This window comes from Methanoregula sp., from assembly GCF_052325125.1.
Classification (GTDB): domain Archaea; phylum Halobacteriota; class Methanomicrobia; order Methanomicrobiales; family Methanospirillaceae; genus Methanoregula.
Genome location: NZ_JBKQWO010000017.1, coordinates 23,693 through 43,878, shown reverse-complemented (window position 1 = coordinate 43,878; position 20,186 = coordinate 23,693). Strand labels below are relative to the sequence as shown.

The following is a 20,186-nucleotide window of genomic DNA, read 5'->3' as shown; positions in this document are numbered from 1 at the left end:
ATGGTATTTCCATTTCAATCTGTCTTTTATCCCTTCATCGCCTCTTTTTACGATAAAACCGGTTTTACCGTTCCTGCAGATGTTCTTCCGTCAGAAGTTGGGGAAGGGACATAAAGATTCTCCATTAGTATTATGATTCGACACACTGCATAGTATACAGGATGGCTGACAAACGGTACGATTCATTGAAAATTGAGAATGTCGTGGCTTCAGGAGTCATCGCCGAGTCCATAGATCTCAACATGGTATCCAGCAAGATCAAAAGCTGCGAACTCAACACCAAGAGGTTCCCGGGTGCGGTGTACCGTATCGAGAACCCGAAGATTGCATCCCTGATTTTTTCTTCGGGCAAAGTTGTGCTCACCGGTATCCGGGACGACAAGGCGTTAAAAGACGGCCTTGCGATCATCATCAAGTCCCTCAAAGAGGCCGGTGTCGAAACGCTGGACAAACCCCGGGTCGCAATCACCAACATCGTCTGCTCTTACGATATCGGCAAGTACATCAATCTCAACAAGGTCGTTGTCACCCTCAACCTCGAAAATATCGAGTACGAACCCGAGCAGTTCCCTGGTCTCGTGTACCGGATCAAGGACCCGAAGATTGTCGCACTCCTCTTCTCTTCCGGAAAGATCATCCTGACCGGCGGGAAAAACCTTGAAGATATCAAGAAAGGCCTCGACTTCCTCGAACAGAAACTCGAAAGCATTATGTAAATACCGGTGCCGGTATCGTACCTGCACAACGATCTTTTTTCACGGATCTTTTTTTAAAACTCCCTTACCGGCGGCAATAAAAAATTCGTTATACCTGTCAACCGTTTGCGGGACGCTTTTTTTGTGCCTCTCAAAAAGAGCCGGATCTTTTGCCTCACTCCGATACATGCACCCCTCAGGAAGAGACCCTGAAGAAAACCGACTGCGTAATCCCATCTTACCGGCATACCATTTCCTGTCAGGATGAGGGTAGCCTGATTGACTCATTCCACGGATCCATTCTCCGACGGTAAGTTTCCGGGCCGGATCCGGGTCCGGGAAGTTCCCGTGGAAATGGCGCCAATCCTCTCCATGATTATTGTTTTAATCCGATATTTTTTGAAACGGACCGTTTTAACCGGGAAAAAACCGTGCACTTTAGCGGCTTTCCTTTGAACGTGAAAAAATGAGAGTCCAGCAGGTCATCCGGCACATCGGGTATGCCCAAAAGGGCAGTATGGCCAAAAAATAAAGGGGGTTCCTGAACGGGAAAAAACGGCCGGTTTTTTTCCTGAAAATGCATGGGATCTGCCACCATTTTGCTGCCTGCAGGTCATGAGGAGCATCCGGATAGCGGGATGAGGTGGTTTTGATGGTTTTTCCCATTCGGTGGGAAGTCAGGATTCCCTGCGGGTGATGTTTTACCGGGACGGTTATTCGTTTTTCACCTTACCGGATCCCTTTTCCCGTCCGGTGTCCTCCGGTTCTTGCCCTTTTCCTGCACCCTATCCCGGTACGTGGGTAGGATTGTCCTACGCCCAGTACCGGTGTGTCTGGATGAAGTTCCGTTCTGCCTTGAGGATCTCGCGGTAAAAGGCATCGCCGTCCGCGAGCGTCGCGAGGATACGGGAGGCATTCTCGGGTCCCACCCCCCGGGCGGAGAGCGCAATAACGGCTTTTTTCCCGCTGGAAAGAACGATGTTGGCATTCCTGAGGAGACGCTGCTCGACAGCCCGCTCCTCTTCATTTTTCTTCTTCTTTGAAACGATTGCGTACGCCTCTGCCTCATACGGTTTGAGCGCGGCGATGAGACGGGCACCGCACTTCGGGCACTGGGGGGAGTCCGGTACCCGCGAGACGACCGTGTGGCTCTTCCAGTCCCGGCAGTTCATGCAGGCAAGCACGACATCGTCCTGTTCAAGCCGGCGTTTGAGCGTGGCAAGGACGGCCTGGTCTGCGGTCGGTGGCGGGATCTGGTCGCGGGAGGAAAGGATACCGTCCGCGCCGATGATCGAGTGGGGGCCGATGGCGACCCCGATGATGCCCTCTTTTACCTCGCTGACCACCTGCGCGGCAGCGTCCACGTCCATGTAACCGGACAACAGCTCGCGGTACGCCTCCTGCTGGACAACCGTGTTGTCGAAATAGTCGAGCAGGCGATGGATGCTGATCTTCTCGTAGTCCGCATCCGGATCGATCGCCCCGAATTTTTTTGCAATCTGCACCAGTTTCCATTTGAAAAGCGCCGTACGCTTGAGAGCGAGCCTGAGGATACCGGGCATGTGGGTGGGCTCCAGCGAGAGGAGAAAGTCGCGGACGTCTGCAGCCCGGATTGCCGAGGGCAGGCGCAGCAGGATCCGGTATGCGTCCAGCTCAATCCCCACAGTCGTCCCGTATCGCGCGGATATCAGGATCGAGAGCACGCGGCCCAGTGCCTCGTTTGCCTTGTGGCCGGCGCAGACATTGCAGACAACGCCATCATCGATGTTCTCGAGCGTGATGAGCCGGTCGGTCGGGATTTTGCACCGGTTCTTCTCCATCTCCGAGAGAATATGGGCAGCAAACGCGATGCTCTCTTTTTCTTTTGTATACTGCCCGGTGGTGCGCTCGCGCCGGATCGCCCCTGCTTCCCGTGCGACGGCAAACGGGACCGGGATCTGTTCGCCTTCCCATGATGGCAGTTCGCCGATCGCTTTTTTCGCCGGTTCGACCGTGAGCCGGCCTTCGTTTATCTCCAGTACCCGCCAGAGCTGGCCCTTGGTGATGAAGACCGCGCCGGTATGCACCCAGCCGACCACGAACGATTCGTCCAGCGTACCCACGGTCCGGCGCGAAACCATATCGAAGATCGGGATCTTGCGCTCGTCATGGATCATCGAGAGGTTGCCTGAAAGGTAGCGGCGTGCACGGGCTGTCGTGACGATCCGGCTGCCATCGATCCGGATAAGCCGATGCTCCTCGAGCTGGGCGCAGACCTCGTCAAGGAGCGTACCGCACCCGGCGAAGATAGCGGATCTCGTTACAATCTCCCGGATCCGGGAGCGTTCGATCTCGCCGTACTCCACGGCGATAGCGGCGATCTGGTTGGCGAGCACGTCACCGGCATTCGTTTCCGGCACTACCGGCTCGATCTCGTTTGCCTGCGCCCTTCTGGCGATCACGAGGGACTCCAGCAGGTCGTCAAAGCCGGTGGCAAGGATCGTGCCGCGCGAAATGGTGTTGAGCTGGTGGCCGGCGCGGCCGACCCGCTGCACCAGCCGGGCGACCTCGCGGGGGGAGCCGAACTGGATGACGTGGTCCACCCTGCCGATATCGATCCCAAGTTCCATGGACGAGGTGCAGATGAGAGTGCGGATCTCGCCTTTCTTGAACCGCTCCTCGGCATCGATCCGGATCTCCTTTGAGAGCGAACCGTGGTGTACCTCCACGTCTCCCCGGTGGAACAGGGCATGGCCGAGCGCTTCAGCTGTCACCCGGGTATTGACAAAAACGAGCGTTGAGCCCTCCGTATTGAGCGCCCCTTCGAGCGCGTGGACCTGGTGCTTAAAGTCGTCCCCGACAAAATTGACCGTGATGTCCAGCTGTTTTGCCACCGGTACCTGAACAATTTCGCATGGTCGCTCGCCGCAGAGGAACCGGGCTATCGTCTCCGGGTTCCCGACCGTGGCAGAAAGACCGATGCGCTGGAATTCACCGGCATAGGCGACAATTCGTTCGAGAGCGACCGTGAGCTGCGCCCCCCTCTTGCTTGCGGCCATCTCGTGGATCTCGTCGACGATCACGAACCGCACATGTTCGAGGTGCTTTTTTAGGCGCTTTCCCATGAAGAGCGCCTGCAGGGTTTCGGGCGTCGTGATAAGCAGGTCGGGCGGGTGGAGCGCCTGTTTCCTGCGCTCTCCCATCGGAGTGTCCCCGTGCCGGACGCCGACCGTAAGGCCCAGCTCCCGGCACCACCACTCCATCCTTGCAAGGATGTCCCGGTTAAGGGAGCGTAAGGGAGTAACGTAAATTGCCCTGAATCCTCCCCCGGCAGGCATCTTCAGGAGCGCATCGAAGACCGGGAACATTGCGCTCTCGGTCTTGCCGGTCCCGGTGGGGGCGATCAGGACGAGGTTTTTCTTTTCCAGGATGAGGGGGATCGCCTGCTCCTGTGCGGGCGAAAGCCGGGTAAAACCCCGCTTCCTGATGCACTCCCTGACATGGTTATCGAGCAGCTCAAGCACCATGGAGATATGCCCCCGGGTCCTCGTCTGCATCTTCGTCGAGCAGCATCGAAAGCGGGCCGATATACGTCCCGTCGGCAAGTATGATCTCCGCATCGTCCTGCTTCATGCACCGCGAGATCGGCGAGAACGGGTCGCGGGCGATCTTTACGATATCGTAACCGGCGATCTCGTTAAACGCGGGCACGAAAAGGGCCCGGGCAGGGGCCGTACCGGCATTCATGAGGCCGAGCGCTTTTACATCGATTGTCGCCCGCAGGTAGGCCGGCGACTGGAGGGAACAGCCCACCTCGTCGTGCAGGCTGACCTGCGGGTGGTGGTGACCGGTCACAATAAGGTGACCGCCAAGGTCAGGCGCCGGGTACGTGTGGCCGTGGAGGTACGCGACGCCATCGATGACCTCTCCCTCCTTTGGCCGGATCTCGGCCTCCTCAAGGAACCGTTCGATGCCGATGTCGTGGTTTCCCGGGAAGACAAGGATCGGGATGCGGCGCCGGATCGTATCGAGGACACCCGGGATCTCTCTCCACTCCTGCCGGGTGAGCGACGGGATGCTGTGCTTGACGTCACCCAGGAGGATAAGCCGGTCCGGATCTGTCGCATCGATGGTCTTCATGAGCCGGTCGAGGCGTTCGGTGCTGTGGCTTTTGAAATGCATTCCATGCGCGGCGAGATCGGCCTCGATCCCGAAATGGAGGTCGGCAACGATGAGCAGGCGCTCGGTGTTCTCGATGACAAGCGCCGGGCCGTCCCTGATAAACTCCAGTTTCATAATGGTTTTACGTATCCTTTCTGGGGCTGGTAACAATCGTCGTTTGTCACCAGGGTCCCGATCGCGGCAAGCACCGCATCCTTGGTAAATCCCCCCGCTTCCCCGGCATCGATTACGTCCTGCACGGCCACGCCCCGCGGGCCGCTTTTTGCGCGGATAATCTCCATGACGATTGCGCTGATGTCCTCCTCGGCGACCGGGGGTGCCGCAGGAGCAGTTCGGGCACTGTCAAGCGCACCTCCGACCATTGAAACCATCTCGCGGAGCCGTTCCCGGGTGAGCCCATAGTGCCGGATGGTACGGTCCGCCCGCGCATCGCCGGTGCATTCTTCGAGCGAGGCAAGCAGCAGTTCAAGCCGGGCGAGCGTCATATCCGCAGTCAAAGCGATCCACCGGTCGCGGACAGCCCTGTCGATCACGTGGATATATTCAGGCCTGACCGAGACCGCCCGGCTCCCGTTCTTTGTATACAGCTGCGCAGTTCCTGTGACCGCTATAAAAGAGGGTACCGGGATCGCACGGATCTGTTCCGCGACAGCTCCCATTCGGCCTCCTGCCACGATATCGAATGCACCGGTCGGGTCGGCAAGCCGGCAGTGCAGCACATCGGCGATCTCGGTAACTTCGGTGAGAGCCCCGCAAAGGTACAGCAACCGGCACCACGCCCCGCCCGGGGTCACGATCCAGCCCGGGCTTCCTGGATCGTCCGCTGGCACGGTAAGCGTCGCGCCGGAAAAATCTCCGGCAAAAACACGGGTTGCACCTTCCATGATCGTGATCAGTACTTACAAAAGAGAGGTATTCAAGGTATAGGCGTTGATAAACGGCCGGGGACAGAGAGGGCGGGCACGCAGGTGGAAGGGAAATTGTTGACAAAAAAAGATCTCAAAAACGGATTGGATCAGGGATGTTTCAGATTCGGGTTCAGTGCCGATGCGTTTGCATACGCCGCATCCGCTTCCGCGTTTTGTCCCAGTGCCTTCAGGGCATTTGCCTTGTTGTACCAGGCAATGGATCGCAGGGTCGTCAGGTTCCCGGGTGCGTCGATCGCGACGTCCGCTGCTGCAATCGCGTCATTGTACCGGCCCAGTTCCACAAGGATTCCCGCGCGGTTCGACTGGATGACGGGTATCAGCGAACTCACATTTTGTGCGAGGGCGAGATCGGCGTCCTGGAGTGCCTCGTTATAGTTCCCGGCATATGCGAGATCAACGCTCATGCAATAATACGCACCCGCGGATGTAAAGGAATTCGAGGTATTCCTGACTGGTGCAGGAGAAAGAGGCCCCTGTTTCATGAGGACGAGACCGGCAGCAGCTGCGACAATGCAGACGACAATTACAACACCGATCGCAATAACGGTTTTTCGCGAAACCCTCTTTTTCTCCGGTCCAATTTTCCGGCCTTTGGTTTTGTTCTGACTCATCTGTTAAAAAAGGGAGAGTTGGATGATTAATACTTCCGCCTTATCACGGCTACGAGCGCCGCGATACCAATGCCCAGGAAGATAATTTCAGGAGGCAATGGGGAAAAGGTTGTCTTTTTCGGGATGATGGTTGCCGTCGGCTGCCCGGTCGCCTGCTGTGTCGGGCTTGTCGTTCCTGTCGTCGCGGTCATGGTCGCGGCCGGCGCGGTTCCCGATTGCAGCACGGTCGGGGAGGAAGTGATTACATCAGCAATAAACGTGACCGTTTTGTCCCCGCTGGTAACGTTTCCGATGGCCGTGGCATCGCTGTAACTGCTCATCATGCCGTTGAGGTCCTGCGTAGCCACAAAAGTATAGGTCCCGGTCGAATAGACTCTGCCGCCATCCGTGCTTATCGCATACCGGTCCCATGAAGGACCGTCCTGCCAGATGTAGGGGGATGACCTGATTATCGGAGCATTGTTAAACGCGATGATCCGGGTGGCTGGATCCCCCACGTTCCCCGTGAAGATCTGGGGAATGTTCATCCCGGAGGGGGATGTGAGGGTCACCGCAAAAAACCCGTCTGTCGGGTTGTAATTGGGGCGCAGTGTATAATTGAGCGCAGTATACACGTTTGTATCGATCCGGTAGGTAATGTTCGCGGACATCGGGACCGATTGGCCGGTGATATCGGTATTCGTGTCCACATCCCAGATCGAGAGCTTGATCTGGGGTTGGTACAGGACAAAGACCGGAATATCCGGTTTGGCGTCGTGGGTATACCAGGTGCCGGTATACCCGGAAAAAACAGCGGGATCCAGATAAAATGACCTTCCATTCCCGGGAACCGTCACCGATATTGATGGATCGCCGCTCATATCTGCACCTGGCGGCCACCAGGCAATAACCGTATGCCCGTTCAGGCCCAGTGAGATGTCCAGATTTTGTTCTCCGATGAAAACCGGTGCGCCCGCAGCGACTTTGGCCAGGCTTGCATGGGCAGGGATCAGGATAAGAAACATAAGCAAGAGAAAAACAAGAGGAATCCGGCGCGCTAACATGAAAAGTAATTTCAAAACTCTTATGATAAAGATTATGACATTCTAGTGATTGCAAAAAGGATTTCCGGGCCCGGGGACCGTACCCGGGTATATCAGATCTTTTGGGCAGGAAAAAACAACATAGTCCAAGGACAATCTAGTCAGTACAAGCAGGATGATTGCGCATGGATGAGACCCACACTATCTGGATCGAGAAATACCGGCCGACAAGACTGGCAGATATTGTCGGGCAGGACGAGATAGTCGAGCGGCTCTCTTCTTACGTAAAGTCCGGCAACCTCCCCCATCTCCTTTTCACGGGAAGTGCCGGTGTGGGAAAGACAACCGCCGCTGTCACCCTCGCCCGGGAGTTCTTTGGCGAATCATGGCGGATGAACTTCCGGGAGCTCAATGCATCCGACGAGCGCGGGATCGACGTGGTGCGCAACCAGATCAAGGAGTTTGCCCGGACCCGGCCCGCCGGGGAGGAAGCGTTCAAAATCCTGTTCCTTGACGAAGCCGATGCACTCACGACCGATGCGCAGGCCGCGCTGCGCCGGACGATGGAGAGCTATGCAAAGACCTGCCGGTTCATCCTCTCGTGCAATTATTCCTCGAAGATCATTGACCCCATCCAGAGCCGGTGCGCGATCTACCGGTTCCGGCCGCTCGCGGCACAGGCTGTAAAAGAGGAGATTGGCCGGATCGCGGAAAAGGAGGGCCTGACCATTACTCCCGCTGCTATGGATGCGATGGTCTATATCGCGCAGGGGGACATGCGCAAGGCGATCAATGCCCTGCAGGGTGCCGCGATCATCAGCACCACAATCGAAGCCCCGATGGTCTATGCGATCACTTCAAACGCCCGGCCCGACGAGATCGAGGATCTCCTTAAACTGGCGCTTGCCGGTGATTTTGACGGTGCCGAATCCCTGCTTGCGCACCTGCTCCACGAGCGGGGGATCGCCCCGAACGAATTGATCAACCAGTGTTACCGGGCGCTCGTAAAGCGCGGGATGGACCGGACGCTTAAGGTGGAACTGATCGATGCCCTCGGCGAGACCGATTTCCGGCTCTCTGAGGGTGCCAGCAGCGACATCCAGATGGAGGCGCTGATTGCCCGGTTCGTGCTTGCGAGCACGAAGAATCGGTGAGGCAGAAATGGAGAAGGTACCCGAACTGCACCAGGGAGACCGTACCGAGGACTGGGGCCGTTTCCTCAAAAGCCGGTACAAGAAAGAGCTCGGCGAGATCTCGCGCCTGTACCCGCACAAGCGCTCGTTGTTTGTCGACTACCGGCAGATCGAGCGCTTCGGGAAGGCAGGTATCACCCTTGCCGACGAACTGCTGGAGAACCCCGGCAAGGTGCTCGAGGATGTCTGGGACGCGATCAAAAACAACCAGCTGATCCGGACCAAGGACGGCAAAGAGCCAAAGGGCGTCAATATCCGGTTCACGAACCTCCCCAAAAAAACCGCCATCCGCGAGATCCGTTCCGACGACATCAACATGTTCGTCTCGGTCGAGGGTATCCTGCGGAAAACCACCGAGGTGCGCCCCCGGATCGTGGAGGCGGTCTTCAAGTGCCCGGCCGGCCACTTCACCAGAAAGATCCAGAAATACGGCAAATTCATTGAGCCCGAGGGCTGCGCAACGGATGGCTGCACGTTCAAAAAACTGGAGCTGGTGCCAAAGCGCTCCACTTTTGTCGATTCCCAGAAACTCAGGGTCCAGGAATCCCCCGAGGGGCTGCGGGGCGGCGAACAACCGCAGACGCTCGATATCGATGTGACCGATGACCTCTCGGGCATGGTCGCACCGGGAGACCGCGTCGTAATCAACGGCATCCTCCGCTCCATGCAGCGGGTTGTCAAGGGTGAAAAGCACACGGTCTTCGATATCTTTCTGGAGTGCAACTCGATCGAGATCGCGGAAAAGGAGTTCGAGGAGGTCGAGATCGACGAGAAGGCGGAGGATGAGATCAAAAAACTGTCCTGTGATCCGATGATCTACCGGATGGTCACCCACTCGATCGCCCCTACGATCTACGGGAACGAGGATGTCAAGGAGGCGATCACTCTCCAGCTTTTCGGGGGGATCGCAAAGGAGATGCCGGACGGGACTCATCTGCGGGGCGACATCCATGTGCTCCTGATCGGCGATCCCGGTATCGCAAAAAGCCAGCTGCTGCGCTATGTCGTGAAGTGCTCGCCGCGTGCGATCTATACGAGCGGCCAGTCATCGACCTCTGCCGGTCTCACGGCGACAGCCGTCAAGGATGAGTTCGGGGAAGGGCGCTGGACGCTTGAGGCGGGAGCCCTCGTGCTCGCTGACATGGGTGTCGCAGCAGTCGATGAGATGGACAAGATGCAGAAAGAGGATCGTTCGGCCCTGCACGAGGCGATGGAGCAGCAGTCCATCAGCGTCGCAAAGGCCGGCATCACCGCGACGCTCAAGTCCCGGTGCGCCCTTCTCGGGGCTGCAAACCCGAAGTACGGGCGCTTCGACATGTATGGCGATATTGCCGACCAGATCAACATGCCCCCGTCGCTTCTCTCGCGTTTTGATCTTATCTTTATCATGACCGACCAGCCGGAGCAGAAACGGGATCTCGCGATAGCAGAGCACATCCTCAAGGCGCACGGTATCGGGGAGTTGATCGCCCAGCACAGGAAGACCCCGATTCCCGGTGTAACACAGGAGTTCATCGACCAGCAGCTCAAGCCGGTTATGCCGGATATCGAGCCCGGGCTTTTCCGGAAGTACGTCGCATACTCCAAGCGCACCTGCTTCCCCATCCTGTCAGCGGAGGCAAAGGAGGCGCTTGTCGGTTACTACCTCAAGCTCCGGGGGATCGCGGAGCCCAATAAGCCGGTGCCGGTGACTGCCCGGCAACTGGAAGCACTTGTCAGGCTTGCCGAGGCGAGCGCCCGGATCCGGCTTTCGGATAAGATCGAAGCGGGTGATGCGGAGCGTGTGATCCATATCGTGGATGCCTGCCTGCGCCAGATCGCCTATGATGCAAAGACCGGCAACTTCGATATCGACAAGGTGGCGACCGGAATCTCCAAGGAGAAGCGCGATATCGTCCGGGTGATCAAGGACGCGATCCGGGACATTGGCGGTGAGGGGCGGCGGGCGGCCATCGAGCAGGTGATCGAGGCAGCCGCCTCGAAGGGATTTGCGCACGATAAGGTGCGGGAAGGTATCGACATGCTCCTGCGGCATGGCGAGGCCATGGAACCAAAGCAGGGGATCATCCAGCTGATCTGAAAGGTGAACAGGATGAAACCGGGGAACACATTCAGAGAGGAAAGCGATCGCGAACGGGCCATTTTCGAGGCCGGGATCAAACTCGGGGCGCTCTATCACCAGTGGGTCGGGACCCCGGTTTCGCAGGAATCGGCAGCGAGCGTGGAAACGGCCATCGAGAAAGCCGTGATCCTCCAGCCCTTTGTCGAGGAAATTACGGTGAGGCTCGACCGTTTTGCAATGAAAAAGAATGTATTCGGGTACAGCGAACTCTCCGGTCTGATGTTTGATGCGGAGATCGTGACAAGGGTAGGGTTCTCGTACTGCCGGGCCGCCCTTGCACCTGATAACGGGTACCCGCTCATGAGGATTCTGGAGTGCCATGAGATCGCGTCTCTTTCCGATCACTGACGATCATATCCATTTCGATCCGGTGAACGGGCGCGGGGTAGAAGCGGCAAAGGATTTCCTGCATGCGGGCGGGACCCATATCTTCCTTGTTGCAAAACCTTCGTGGTCGCTTGGGATCGCACCGGTCTGTGGCGCCGACTATGCGAAGGTCTTTGACGAGACCCTCCGTATTGCCGGGCTGATCCGGGAGACCGGTCTTGTCGTATTTCCCATTCTCGGGGTACACCCTGCCGAGATAAGCCGGCTCGCCGAACGTATGTCCCTTGCCGAGGCCACCGAAGTGATGAAAGGCGGGCTTGACTGCGCGGTGGGCTACATACGGGACGGCCGTGCCATCGCGCTCAAGAGCGGGCGGCCGCATTACGAAGCAAGTCCCGAGGTTCTGGCAGCATCGAACGACGTGCTTTCCCATGCGCTCGAACTTGCTGCCGGGTACCGGTGCGCCCTCCAGATCCACGCGGAGAGCGGGCCGTGCGCCGATGTCGTCGACATGGCCGAAGCGGCAGGCATGCCGGTCGGGCGCGTGGTAAAGCACTACGGTTCTCCCGATACCCCGCTCCACCCCTCGCTCGTCGCCCGGCACGAAGCGGTGCCGGTCCTTGCGCATGAGCGCCGGCCGTTTACCATGGAAAGCGATTTCATGGACGAGAACTCGCGGCCCGGTGCGGTGACCGGCCCCAAATCCGTTCCGCGGATCACCAAAAAACTCATTGAATCCGGTACGATCACTGAAGAGGACTGCTACCGGATCCATGGCGAAACCGTCGAAAAGGTCTACGGTGTCCGTATCACGCTTTAGACCTTGTGGATCCTTCCTATCTTTTATCTGGTGGCCCCGCGAAAGATCTGATCAATGTTTCTTAAAGTCCACCGTTCACCGTCAATTGGTGACGTGGTCGCGGTCTGCGACCGCGAACTGCTTAACACTACCATTATTCACGGCGACCTCAAAGTCGCCATATCCGAAGGATTCTATGGTACCACTCTCGTGGACGAGACAGCGGTCATGGAAGCCCTGCGTGCCGGTGGCAATATCAACCTCATGGGGGAGCGGAGTGTCGCCGTGGCTGTCAGGATGGGACTTATCTCCCGTGCGGACTGCATCATGATCGGCACCGTACCCCATGCCCAGATCTACCAGTTATGACGACGATTAAGGACCGGTTCTGCCCGAAATGCGGCAGGCCTTCGGATACGGACGGGCTCTGCAACAGCTGCCGGGCGGCCGATACGCCATGGGCCGTGTGCGATACGCGGGTGACAAGCACCCATTGCCCCGGCTGCGGCGCAACCAAGCTGGTGAACACATGGACGGATACGAACCGCGAACGGGCCGAACTTGCGCCGGACCTGGCCCGGAGCGCGGTACATTTTCATCCTGACGTGAAGAAGCGTTCGATTGCCGTGGACGTACGCGACATCAGCCCCAACCGGTCCCGGGCCCGCCTTTCGATCACCGGTTCTCTCTACGGTCTTCCCGTAGAGAAGACCTGTACGGTAGAACTGGCCTGGCACAAGGAGCAGTGCGACCGGTGCAACCGGCTCACCGGCAGCTATTACGAGGGGATAGTACAGGTACGTGCGGATGAGCGCGACCTGAGCCCGTTCGAGATGCAGAGAGCTGCAGCCATTGCGACCCAGATCGAGGACACTCTCCAGGCCGGCGGCGAACGCCTCTCGTTCATATCAGACATGACCGAAAACCGGGACGGCCTCGACATCACGGTCGGCTCCCAGCATATCGGCCTTCTGATCGTGCAGGGCATCACGGCGCAGCTGGGTGGGCGGTACACGACCCACCCGAAGCTTGTCGGGGAAAAGAACGGCAGGCAGCTCTTCAGGATTACCTATCTTGTCCGGCTGCCGCGGTACCAGCGGCATGATGTGGTAAAACTCGGCCGGACCTACGCGGAGATAGAGCAGGTCGACTCGCGGCATGTCCGGGTCTTCGACTTGTCCGAAGGACGGAGCAGGGCGGTAAATGAAGAAGAGATCGTACGGTGGATCGGCAATGCGCGGAATGCAGAAACGGCGCTTGTCGCATATGTCTCGGGCGGGATGATGGGGCTGCTCGATCCGGAGACCGGCGCAACAAAAGAAATGCAGAAAAAACCGTGGCAGGCAGCAAACGCCGGAGAGAACGTACAGGTACTCCGCGACGGGGATACCCTTGTCGTGATGAGATAACGGGATACCATGCGGGCGCGGGCAGTACCAACGGATCAGCTGGCAGCGGTCCGCGATGCAGACTGGGTGGATCCGGCCCGGCATCCCTGGGTTGAAGGGGAGACTGCATGGGTGCCGGTGAAGGAGGGATTTCCCTGCGAGCGCGAGCTCCCGGACCGGCACCTGTATGCCGGGAGGGGTTTTTTTATGCTTGGCGATGTGGCCGTCATCCACGGAACCCGGCCCGCTGCACACGAGGTTGACGCGATCGTCAGCTTCCGGCACCCGCGCGGCGTGCTCTGGATCGAATCGCTCACTGAGGTGACCCGGACGCCGGTAACGGAGATCCTTTTTGGGGATGCTGGCGTGGTCTGCCACCGGGAGAACGGGTATACCTACCACCTCGACCCGCAAAAGGTGATGTTTGCGCAGGGCAACCGTCTGGAGAAGCAGCGGATGGCCCGCCTTATCCGCGATGGCCCGAAAGAAGCGCGGGTGGCAGACATGTTCGCCGGTATCGGCTATTTTACGGTGCCTATGGCAGGCAGCGGGGCACGGGTCCACGCGATGGAGATCAACCCGGTTGCCTTCGAGTACCTGAAACAGAATATCAAAGAGAACGGGCTGTGTGCCCGGGTCGGGGCAGCCTGCGGGGATTGCCGTACCCTGCTCACCGGCACCTACGACCGGGTCGTGATGGGGCATTTCGATGCATTAAATTTCCTGCCCGCGGTCTTCCCCCACGTACAGGCAGGGAGCGTCGTCCACGTCCATAGTGTCGGTGATGTAGCGGAGGCGATCCGGGGCTGCGCGGAAGGGGCAGGTTTTTCTGCCTCCATCCAGGTACATAAGGTAAAGAAATTCCGCCCGCACACGTGGCATGTGGTGCAGGATGTGATACTCGCATGACCGTACAGACCCTTGCCGGAAAAGAGATCGCGATAGGAGTGACCGGCAGCATTGCAGCGGTCGAGACGGTCAGGCTGATCCACGCGCTGCGCAGGAAAGGCGCCCGTGTCCAGCCGGTCATGAGCACCGCAGCACAGGGAATCATCCACCCTGACGCGCTCACCTACGCGAGCGGGAGACAGGCCATCACCCGGATCTCGGGTTTTGTTGAACACGTGACCTACTGCGGCGACGGCGGGAGCGCGTCGCTCCTGCTTATTGCACCCTGCACGGCAAACACAATAGGAAAGATTGCGTGCGGGATCGACGACACCCCGGTCACGACTTTTGCGACAACTGCTCTCGGGAGCGGGATGCCGGTACTTATTGTGCCTGCGATGCACCACAGCATGTTCCGTCATCCGGCAGTTGTCCGGAATATCAGGACCCTCGAATCGTGGGGGGTCGGGTTTGCCGGCCCGAGGATTGAGGAGGGGAAAGCAAAGTTCGCCGATATCGACGAGATCGTCCTCCGCTGCGAACGTGCGGTTCTTAATAAACCGCTCGCCGGAAAAAGGGTGCTTGTCACGAGCGGGGCCTGCCGCGAACCGGTAGACGACGTGCGGGTGCTCACCACCCGTTCGAGCGGGAGGATGGGTGGCGAACTGGCACTTGAAGCATACCGGCTCGGCGCCGATGTCACGGTTGTCCACAACGATATCCTGCCTTGCGTGCAGAATGTGCCGGTCGAGACCGCGGGCGGGATGCTTGATGCGGTCAGGAAGTACCTGAAAAAAGGGAGCCCCGACCTGTATATCAGCGCGGCTGCCATCTCGGATTTTGCCCCAAAAAAGGTTCGCGGGAAGATTGCAAGCGGGAAACCGGTCACAATTGATCTTTCCCCGCTTCCGAAACTGATCGATCATGTCCTTGAGCATTCCAAAACCCGGGTCATAGCTTTTAAAATCGGGAGAACGCCCCTGCCGGGGGCTGAGGCGCTGCTCGCCCGCGGCGCATGGATGGTGGTGACCAACACCCCGGAGAGTATGGGTACGGCCACCGGCTCCTACCGCATCCTGACCAGGAGAACAAAGACCGGCAGACCCGTTACCGGGACAAAAGAGGAAATTGCTGCCCGTATCTGGCAGGAGATCCTTTCGGATATGAACAAAACCGGAGGCTCCTGACCGGTATCACCGCCGCATACTCCCGTGAGCACAACTCCTAAAAAAGCCGGACTCCAACAGTATATATCCAGTTCCAGACTCCCATGAAACCTGCATCCGTGACAGCATTCTGTCCCGGCCACATCTCCGGGTATTTCCGGAGGGTCGACGGGCGCAATCCGGCAACAACAGGGAGCATCGGCGCCGGTATCGTGATAAGCGAAGGGGTGACTGCAACCGTGAGACCTGCCGGCCAGTCCTCGGTGACAATACAGGTGCTGTCACCGGCAGGGGGGCCTGCGGAAACCTTCCCTGCTGCCCCGCCCCTTTCTTCTGCGCTTGACAGGCTGGGTGTCACCGTCTCTGTAGAAACAGTCTGCCGGCTCCCCATCAGTGCCGGATTCGGCCTCTCGGCAGCGGCGCTGCTTGCCACGCTTACCGCCGCGAACCGGCTTCTCGATCTTGGACTACCGGCCGACGAGATCGCCGGGCTTGCGCACGAGACCGAAGTGATCTTCCGCACCGGCCTTGGGGATGTCGCCGCGTGCCAGGGTGGCGGCCGTGTCCTGAGGACCGGCCCCGGCATCCACGGCACGATCCTCCGCAGGTTCGACCTTGGTGCGCCGGTCTGTGCCATCAGTTTCGGCCCGATCCATACCCCGGACGTGCTCGGCTCTCCCGCGCAGATGGCGCGGGTGGCAGCGGCATTTCCCGCACGGCAACCGGAAACATACGCAGACTTTTTTGCCTGCTGCCGGGAATTCTCGGCTGCAAGCGGGCTTGAGACCCCTGCGGTGCAGCGGGTGCTTGCCGAATGCGACCGGCAGGGTGTTCCCGCGGCCATGACGATGCTTGGCGAAGGTGTATTTGCTTATGGCGACCGTGCCTGTGAGGTGCTCCGTCCGTTTGGTCAGGTATACGAGATGGGTGTGGCTGATGCCGGCGTACGCATCGTGGGGGTTTTTGCATGATCCCGACGGATCACCCCCGGTACCGGTCGCTCGTCACCCGCGAGCACCTCGCAGACTGCGCACGAAAGGGAATCGTCTCCTGGGAAGGCCTGATCTCCAACGGGCGCGGCGAGGCGTTCGATTACCTTCTCGGGGAAAAGACCAGCGAGAGCGCCCGTCGGGCCGGGAGGACTGCCGCCGCACTGCTCCGCACCGCCCGCCGCCCGGTCATATCGGTGAACGGCAACACTGCCGCGCTTGCAGCGCGTGAGATCGCGCTCCTCCAGAAGACGAGCGGTGCGCTTGTCGAGGTCAATCTCTTCCACCGGACTCCTGAACGCGTGCGGCAGATCGAGACCCTGCTTTGCGATGCGGGGGCTGATGTTTTCTCGGGCGAAGCCGAGCGCCTGCTCCCGCTCTCCCACGACCGGGCCTTCTGCCGGCGCGAGGGGATGTATGCGGCAGACGTGGTGCTCGTCCCGCTCGAAGACGGCGACCGGTGCGGGGTGCTTGTCGGTATGGGGAAAAAAGTGATCGCGATCGATCTCAATCCTCTCTCCCGCACCGCAAAGACGGCGACCCTGACGGTCGTGGATGAAGTGACCCGGGCCCTGCCGGTGATCGCCGGCGCATGTACATCGCTCACTGATGAAGAGTGCCGCGATCTCGTCGCGGCGCTGGATAACCCTGCGTTCCTTAAGGAAGCACGGGATGAGATTGCAGCGAGGCTCTGTCATGCTCTGGACTGAACGCTACCGCCCTGTGCGGCTTGAGGATATCAGGGGGCAGGACCGGGTTACCGGGCTCCTTCTTTCCTGCGCGGCCTCCGGCATGAGTCCTCACCTGATGCTCGCCGGCCCGCACGGTACCGGCAAGAGCGCGGCCATCCGGTGTTTTGCAGAGCGGCTGTATGGCGGGAACTGGGAGGCGAACACATCGATCTTCCAGACCGCCGACCTTTTTTCGCAGGGAAAAAAACTGCTCGAGGAGGATGAGCGGTATACCCACCTGTACCAGAAGGGCCAGAGCCTGATCGTGAATTTCAAGTACATCCTGAAATGGTACGCCTCGATGCGCCCCCTCGATGCGGATTTCAAGCTGATGGTTTTTGAGGATGCGCATGCCCTCACCCGCGAGGCGCAGCAGGGATTGCGCAGGATCATGGAACAGTACAGCAGTACCTGCCGTTTTGTTTTCTCTACGACGAACCAGAGCACGATCATTCCCGCGATCAGCTCGCGCTGTCTTCCGCTTTTCTTTGGGCCGATTCGATCCGATGTGCTGATCGCGCAGCTCAGGATGATCCGTGAACGGGAACAGCAGGACGCGCGTTTCAGCTGCACAAACGATGACCTGGAACTGATCGCCGAGGCTGCGCAGGGAGACATGCGCAGGGCCATCCTGATGCTCCAGGTTGCGTTCCAGGCAGGTTCATGCAGCAACCTCGCCGAGTTGTCGGAATCGGAGACCGGCACGGTCGCCGCCTCGGCGATCGGCCTGATCAAGTCGGGCGACCTGCGGGGGGGAATCCGCCAGCTTGAGTCGCTGATGATCGATTACGGGCTCTCGGGCCGGGATGTCCTCTCGGAGATCCGGACTATCGCCCACCGTGAGTACAATCATCCGCTGCTTGCGACAGCACTTGCAGAGGCAGATGCCCGCCTCGGCCACGCAAACAGCGAGTATATCCAGATCGACGCCTTCGCGACCTGTATCAGGGAGATATTTTCATGAGCACGGTAAAGCAGAAGAAGATCCAGCAGCACTACGATGAAATTGCCGGTATGTACGATCTTCACTACGATCATCCCCGGGGCAGGTGTTATCATACCCATCTCAGCCGCCACGTGATGGAATCTCTTCCCCGGGGAGGGGATCTCCTCGATATCGGCTGCGGCACCGGGCTCTTTGTCGAAAAATACCTCCGCAATGGAGGGGCCGCCGTGGGTCTTGATCTGAGCCGGAATATGATCAAGCGTGCACGCCGCCGGTGTGCGTGCTGTGATTTCACCCTGGGGACCGGCGAATCCATCCCGTTTCGTGATAACTCATTCGACGCGATCTCCAGCATCCTTGTCTTCAGTTACCTGCGGGACCCCGGGGCCATGCTCCGCGAAGCATACCGGGTGCTGCGTCCGGGAGGGGCTATCTCGATCTGCACGCTGGGGAAAAAACTGCTCACCTCCGGCATCCCGGCCATCTACCAGATCAGCGAGAAGATCCGGGTCAGGCATGTCGTGATGAAGGATTTCGGCGAGCATTATTACGATGAAGAGGAGATGTATACCCTCTTTGGTGATGCCGGTTTTTGTGATGTCCGGGTCAGCTGGTGTTCGTTTGCGCATATCGATATGATCGACCCGCTCTTCCATCTCGCGCAAAGGGTGGAACCCTTTGTCGAGCGCCGGCTTCCCCAGCTGGCGTATAACATCTGCGTGGATGCAAGGAAACCTCAGGTGTGATGGCATTTTTTGTGAGGAAGGCGGAGCATGCCGTCCCCAACATTTATCAGTCGCACGGCAGAATTAGATAAGGAGTTTTAACATATGGGTAAGACAGGTACAACCCTCTGGTCACAGGTCAAAGGCGTCAAGGGCCAGATCCGGCTCGTTCCGAAAAAAGAAGGCGAACGCAAGAGCCCGGGACCCAACCAGAGATTCAGGTCCAGCGTCAACTTAAAGAAAATCGATCAGGCCGCAGCCGAAGAGCAGCGCGGTGGCCGGGGTGGCGCACGGCGCGGTGGAAGCCGGGGCCGTGGCGGAAGACGCGGTGGCGACCGGTCCGGCGGCTCGGGCCTGAACGAATCTACCGCAAGCCCGCTCATCCGCAGGCGCATGCGCCGCGCGAAAGTCTCCATGCTTGGCGCGAAGGCAAAGGCAGCCCGGTAATCCAGACGGCTGACGTGTGATCAGTGAATAGTAACCGGGGCAGTCGTCCTGCCCCGCAGGCAATTTTTTGACCCGTTTTCCGGAGCACATGCTGCGAACCGTTTTCTCATTCTGCCCGTTTCAATCATAATTATCATTTATCTCCAGCGACTATGGTGTGTATGGATCTTCCAACCGCAGTGAAAAGTTACCAGTTCGGTGAACGGGCCAAGTCCGAACTGATCGTTGTCTCCCAGCTCTGCCAGGCCCTGACCGGTTTTGCCGACACCCAGAAGAGCGGCGGCAAAAAAATGCTTCTCCTCCTCATGGAGCAGGTCAGGAGTGAAGTGGCCTTTGCTGTACAGAGCACAGGAGATAAGGAGTTCGAGAGGGCAATAAATTCCTTAAACGAAGCGATCTCCCTCGTGGAGAGCGATCAGCCCGAGCAGGCTGTAATGAATCTTTCCGCGGCCATCAGCGCATCTACCACCCCTGCGCAGAATGCATGGCAGGTACTCTCGGATCATGGACTTCTCTGATTTTCTGGAATTTCTCTCGCGCCGGTCATCGGTGCGGGAGTACGAGGAAACACCGCTTGCGGACCCGGAGATCGAGTACATCATCTCCTGTGCCAGCACGGCACCGAGCGCCGGCAACCTCGAGGCATGGGATGTTGTTGTCGTGACCGATGCCGACACCCGGCTTGCACTTGCCGATGCGTCGTTCGGGCAGCCGCATGTCGGGAAAGCGCCGGCCCTGTTTGTAGTCTGTGCCAACTATGTGCGCTCCATGTCGCAGTACGGCGAACGGGGCATCCTCTACGCGGTGCAGGATGCGACAATCGCCTGCACCTATATGATGCTTGCCGCCCATGCCCATGATCTCTCCACCTGCTGGACCGGGGCATTTGACGAGGATGAGGTGCGGGAAATCCTCGGGCTGCCCCCGCACATTCGGCCGCTTGCCATCCTCGCGGCAGGGCACGGCCATCCGCAGCTCCGTCTCGCGGAGCGCATGAATACCGGTGAGCATGTCCACCGCGACGAATGGTAAACCGGGCGGGAACTC

At 58.9% G+C, this 20,186-nt stretch carries 21 protein-coding genes; 16 read left to right on the top strand and 5 right to left on the bottom strand.

Annotated features, from left to right (window positions below):
- Nucleotides 1–161 precede the first annotated feature (161 nt).
- Nucleotides 162–716, top strand: a complete 555-nt coding sequence (locus tag ACLQMU_RS04115) for a TATA-box-binding protein (RefSeq protein WP_422150206.1) — start codon at nucleotides 162–164, stop codon at nucleotides 714–716.
- Nucleotides 717–1,507: 791 nt separating this feature from the next.
- On the opposite strand, the gene ACLQMU_RS04110 is transcribed toward ACLQMU_RS04115, so the two are convergent.
- The 5 genes from ACLQMU_RS04110 to ACLQMU_RS04090 form a co-directional block, all read right to left on the bottom strand.
- The gene (locus tag ACLQMU_RS04110; protein ID WP_424040388.1) at nucleotides 1,508–4,231 is read right to left on the bottom strand and encodes a DEAD/DEAH box helicase; all 2,724 of its coding nucleotides are present in this window, start codon (nucleotides 4,229–4,231) and stop codon (nucleotides 1,508–1,510) included.
- Nucleotides 4,191–4,970, bottom strand: a complete 780-nt coding sequence (locus tag ACLQMU_RS04105) for a metallophosphoesterase (RefSeq protein ID WP_424040390.1) — start codon at nucleotides 4,968–4,970, stop codon at nucleotides 4,191–4,193. The genes ACLQMU_RS04110 and ACLQMU_RS04105 overlap by 41 nt, the downstream gene beginning before the upstream one ends.
- Complete coding sequence (locus ACLQMU_RS04100) at nucleotides 4,967–5,740, bottom strand: hypothetical protein (RefSeq protein ID WP_424040391.1); 774 nt, start codon at nucleotides 5,738–5,740, stop codon at nucleotides 4,967–4,969. Before ACLQMU_RS04100 ends, ACLQMU_RS04105 begins: the two co-directional genes overlap by 4 nt.
- A gap of 131 nt (nucleotides 5,741–5,871) precedes the next feature.
- Nucleotides 5,872–6,396 carry a hypothetical protein gene (locus ACLQMU_RS04095; RefSeq protein WP_424040392.1) on the bottom strand — a complete coding sequence of 175 codons (525 nt, stop codon included), beginning with the start codon at nucleotides 6,394–6,396 and terminating at the stop codon, nucleotides 5,872–5,874.
- 26 nt (nucleotides 6,397–6,422) lie between these two features.
- Nucleotides 6,423–7,439, bottom strand: a complete 1,017-nt coding sequence (locus ACLQMU_RS04090; RefSeq protein ID WP_424040394.1) for a DUF3821 domain-containing protein — start codon at nucleotides 7,437–7,439, stop codon at nucleotides 6,423–6,425.
- Nucleotides 7,440–7,603: 164 nt separating this feature from the next.
- Between ACLQMU_RS04090 and ACLQMU_RS04085 the strand changes: the two genes are divergently transcribed.
- The 15 genes from ACLQMU_RS04085 (at nucleotide 7,604) to ACLQMU_RS04015 (ending at nucleotide 20,171) form a co-directional block, all read left to right on the top strand.
- On the top strand, nucleotides 7,604–8,572 hold the full coding sequence (locus ACLQMU_RS04085) for a replication factor C small subunit (RefSeq protein WP_422150200.1): 969 nt from the start codon (nucleotides 7,604–7,606) through the stop codon (nucleotides 8,570–8,572).
- 7 nt (nucleotides 8,573–8,579) lie between these two features.
- Nucleotides 8,580–10,691: a minichromosome maintenance protein MCM gene (locus ACLQMU_RS04080; RefSeq protein ID WP_422150199.1), complete on the top strand. Its 2,112-nt coding sequence runs from the start codon at nucleotides 8,580–8,582 to the stop codon at nucleotides 10,689–10,691.
- Between the two features lie 12 nt (nucleotides 10,692–10,703).
- On the top strand, nucleotides 10,704–11,081 hold the full coding sequence (locus tag ACLQMU_RS04075) for a dihydroneopterin aldolase family protein (RefSeq protein WP_422150198.1): 378 nt from the start codon (nucleotides 10,704–10,706) through the stop codon (nucleotides 11,079–11,081).
- Nucleotides 11,053–11,880, top strand: coding sequence for a TatD family hydrolase (locus tag ACLQMU_RS04070; RefSeq protein ID WP_422150197.1), 828 nt, complete (start codon nucleotides 11,053–11,055; stop codon nucleotides 11,878–11,880). Before ACLQMU_RS04075 ends, ACLQMU_RS04070 begins: the two co-directional genes overlap by 29 nt.
- 54 nt (nucleotides 11,881–11,934) lie before the next feature.
- Nucleotides 11,935–12,228 carry a DUF424 domain-containing protein gene (locus ACLQMU_RS04065; protein ID WP_422150196.1) on the top strand — a complete coding sequence of 98 codons (294 nt, stop codon included), beginning with the start codon at nucleotides 11,935–11,937 and terminating at the stop codon, nucleotides 12,226–12,228.
- Complete coding sequence (locus ACLQMU_RS04060; protein ID WP_422150195.1) at nucleotides 12,225–13,268, top strand: 60S ribosomal export protein NMD3; 1,044 nt, start codon at nucleotides 12,225–12,227, stop codon at nucleotides 13,266–13,268. The genes ACLQMU_RS04065 and ACLQMU_RS04060 overlap by 4 nt, the downstream gene beginning before the upstream one ends.
- 9 nt (nucleotides 13,269–13,277) lie before the next feature.
- On the top strand, nucleotides 13,278–14,156 hold the full coding sequence (locus tag ACLQMU_RS04055) for a class I SAM-dependent methyltransferase (RefSeq protein WP_422150194.1): 879 nt from the start codon (nucleotides 13,278–13,280) through the stop codon (nucleotides 14,154–14,156).
- Nucleotides 14,153–15,322: a bifunctional phosphopantothenoylcysteine decarboxylase/phosphopantothenate--cysteine ligase CoaBC gene (gene coaBC / locus ACLQMU_RS04050; RefSeq protein ID WP_443673556.1), complete on the top strand. Its 1,170-nt coding sequence runs from the start codon at nucleotides 14,153–14,155 to the stop codon at nucleotides 15,320–15,322. The genes ACLQMU_RS04055 and coaBC overlap by 4 nt, the downstream gene beginning before the upstream one ends.
- A gap of 83 nt (nucleotides 15,323–15,405) precedes the next feature.
- Complete coding sequence (locus tag ACLQMU_RS04045; RefSeq protein ID WP_422150192.1) at nucleotides 15,406–16,272, top strand: pantoate kinase; 867 nt, start codon at nucleotides 15,406–15,408, stop codon at nucleotides 16,270–16,272.
- A complete protein-coding gene (locus ACLQMU_RS04040) occupies nucleotides 16,269–17,000 on the top strand; it encodes a 4-phosphopantoate--beta-alanine ligase (protein ID WP_424040569.1) in 732 nt (243 codons plus the stop codon). Before ACLQMU_RS04045 ends, ACLQMU_RS04040 begins: the two co-directional genes overlap by 4 nt.
- Entirely contained in the window at nucleotides 16,963–17,985 is a 1,023-nt protein-coding gene (locus tag ACLQMU_RS04035) for an AAA family ATPase (protein WP_422150190.1), read from the top strand. Before ACLQMU_RS04040 ends, ACLQMU_RS04035 begins: the two co-directional genes overlap by 38 nt.
- Complete coding sequence (locus ACLQMU_RS04030; protein WP_422150189.1) at nucleotides 17,982–18,713, top strand: class I SAM-dependent methyltransferase; 732 nt, start codon at nucleotides 17,982–17,984, stop codon at nucleotides 18,711–18,713. The genes ACLQMU_RS04035 and ACLQMU_RS04030 overlap by 4 nt, the downstream gene beginning before the upstream one ends.
- Before the next feature lie 84 nt (nucleotides 18,714–18,797).
- Nucleotides 18,798–19,139, top strand: coding sequence for a DUF5350 domain-containing protein (locus ACLQMU_RS04025; RefSeq protein ID WP_422150188.1), 342 nt, complete (start codon nucleotides 18,798–18,800; stop codon nucleotides 19,137–19,139).
- A 161-nt stretch (nucleotides 19,140–19,300) separates the two neighbouring features.
- Entirely contained in the window at nucleotides 19,301–19,657 is a 357-nt protein-coding gene (locus ACLQMU_RS04020; RefSeq protein ID WP_422150187.1) for a hypothetical protein, read from the top strand.
- Complete coding sequence (locus ACLQMU_RS04015; RefSeq protein ID WP_422150186.1) at nucleotides 19,644–20,171, top strand: nitroreductase family protein; 528 nt, start codon at nucleotides 19,644–19,646, stop codon at nucleotides 20,169–20,171. The genes ACLQMU_RS04020 and ACLQMU_RS04015 overlap by 14 nt, the downstream gene beginning before the upstream one ends.
- Nucleotides 20,172–20,186 lie beyond the last annotated feature (15 nt).

Excerpts from the sequence above, each read along its gene's own strand:
- ACLQMU_RS04025 (WP_422150188.1), top strand. The coding sequence starts at position 18,798 with ATGGGTAAGACAGGTACAACCCTCTGGTCACAGGTCAAAGGCGTCAAG.
- ACLQMU_RS04100 (WP_424040391.1), bottom strand. The coding sequence starts at position 5,740 with ATGGAAGGTGCAACCCGTGTTTTTGCCGGAGATTTTTCCGGCGCGACG.
- ACLQMU_RS04085 (WP_422150200.1), top strand. The coding sequence starts at position 7,604 with ATGGATGAGACCCACACTATCTGGATCGAGAAATACCGGCCGACAAGA.
- ACLQMU_RS04015 (WP_422150186.1), top strand. The coding sequence starts at position 19,644 with ATGGACTTCTCTGATTTTCTGGAATTTCTCTCGCGCCGGTCATCGGTG.
- ACLQMU_RS04040 (WP_424040569.1), top strand. The coding sequence starts at position 16,269 with ATGATCCCGACGGATCACCCCCGGTACCGGTCGCTCGTCACCCGCGAG.
- ACLQMU_RS04110 (WP_424040388.1), bottom strand. The coding sequence starts at position 4,231 with ATGCAGACGAGGACCCGGGGGCATATCTCCATGGTGCTTGAGCTGCTC.
- ACLQMU_RS04020 (WP_422150187.1), top strand. The coding sequence starts at position 19,301 with ATGGATCTTCCAACCGCAGTGAAAAGTTACCAGTTCGGTGAACGGGCC.
- ACLQMU_RS04095 (WP_424040392.1), bottom strand. The coding sequence starts at position 6,396 with ATGAGTCAGAACAAAACCAAAGGCCGGAAAATTGGACCGGAGAAAAAG.
- ACLQMU_RS04060 (WP_422150195.1), top strand. The coding sequence starts at position 12,225 with ATGACGACGATTAAGGACCGGTTCTGCCCGAAATGCGGCAGGCCTTCG.
- ACLQMU_RS04055 (WP_422150194.1), top strand. The coding sequence starts at position 13,278 with ATGCGGGCGCGGGCAGTACCAACGGATCAGCTGGCAGCGGTCCGCGAT.
- ACLQMU_RS04045 (WP_422150192.1), top strand. The coding sequence starts at position 15,406 with ATGAAACCTGCATCCGTGACAGCATTCTGTCCCGGCCACATCTCCGGG.
- ACLQMU_RS04075 (WP_422150198.1), top strand. The coding sequence starts at position 10,704 with ATGAAACCGGGGAACACATTCAGAGAGGAAAGCGATCGCGAACGGGCC.
- ACLQMU_RS04035 (WP_422150190.1), top strand. The coding sequence starts at position 16,963 with ATGAGATTGCAGCGAGGCTCTGTCATGCTCTGGACTGAACGCTACCGC.
- ACLQMU_RS04065 (WP_422150196.1), top strand. The coding sequence starts at position 11,935 with ATGTTTCTTAAAGTCCACCGTTCACCGTCAATTGGTGACGTGGTCGCG.
- ACLQMU_RS04030 (WP_422150189.1), top strand. The coding sequence starts at position 17,982 with ATGAGCACGGTAAAGCAGAAGAAGATCCAGCAGCACTACGATGAAATT.
- coaBC (WP_443673556.1), top strand. The coding sequence starts at position 14,153 with ATGACCGTACAGACCCTTGCCGGAAAAGAGATCGCGATAGGAGTGACC.
- ACLQMU_RS04105 (WP_424040390.1), bottom strand. The coding sequence starts at position 4,970 with ATGAAACTGGAGTTTATCAGGGACGGCCCGGCGCTTGTCATCGAGAAC.
- ACLQMU_RS04070 (WP_422150197.1), top strand. The coding sequence starts at position 11,053 with ATGAGATCGCGTCTCTTTCCGATCACTGACGATCATATCCATTTCGAT.
- ACLQMU_RS04115 (WP_422150206.1), top strand. The coding sequence starts at position 162 with ATGGCTGACAAACGGTACGATTCATTGAAAATTGAGAATGTCGTGGCT.
- ACLQMU_RS04080 (WP_422150199.1), top strand. The coding sequence starts at position 8,580 with ATGGAGAAGGTACCCGAACTGCACCAGGGAGACCGTACCGAGGACTGG.
- ACLQMU_RS04090 (WP_424040394.1), bottom strand. The coding sequence starts at position 7,439 with ATGTTAGCGCGCCGGATTCCTCTTGTTTTTCTCTTGCTTATGTTTCTT.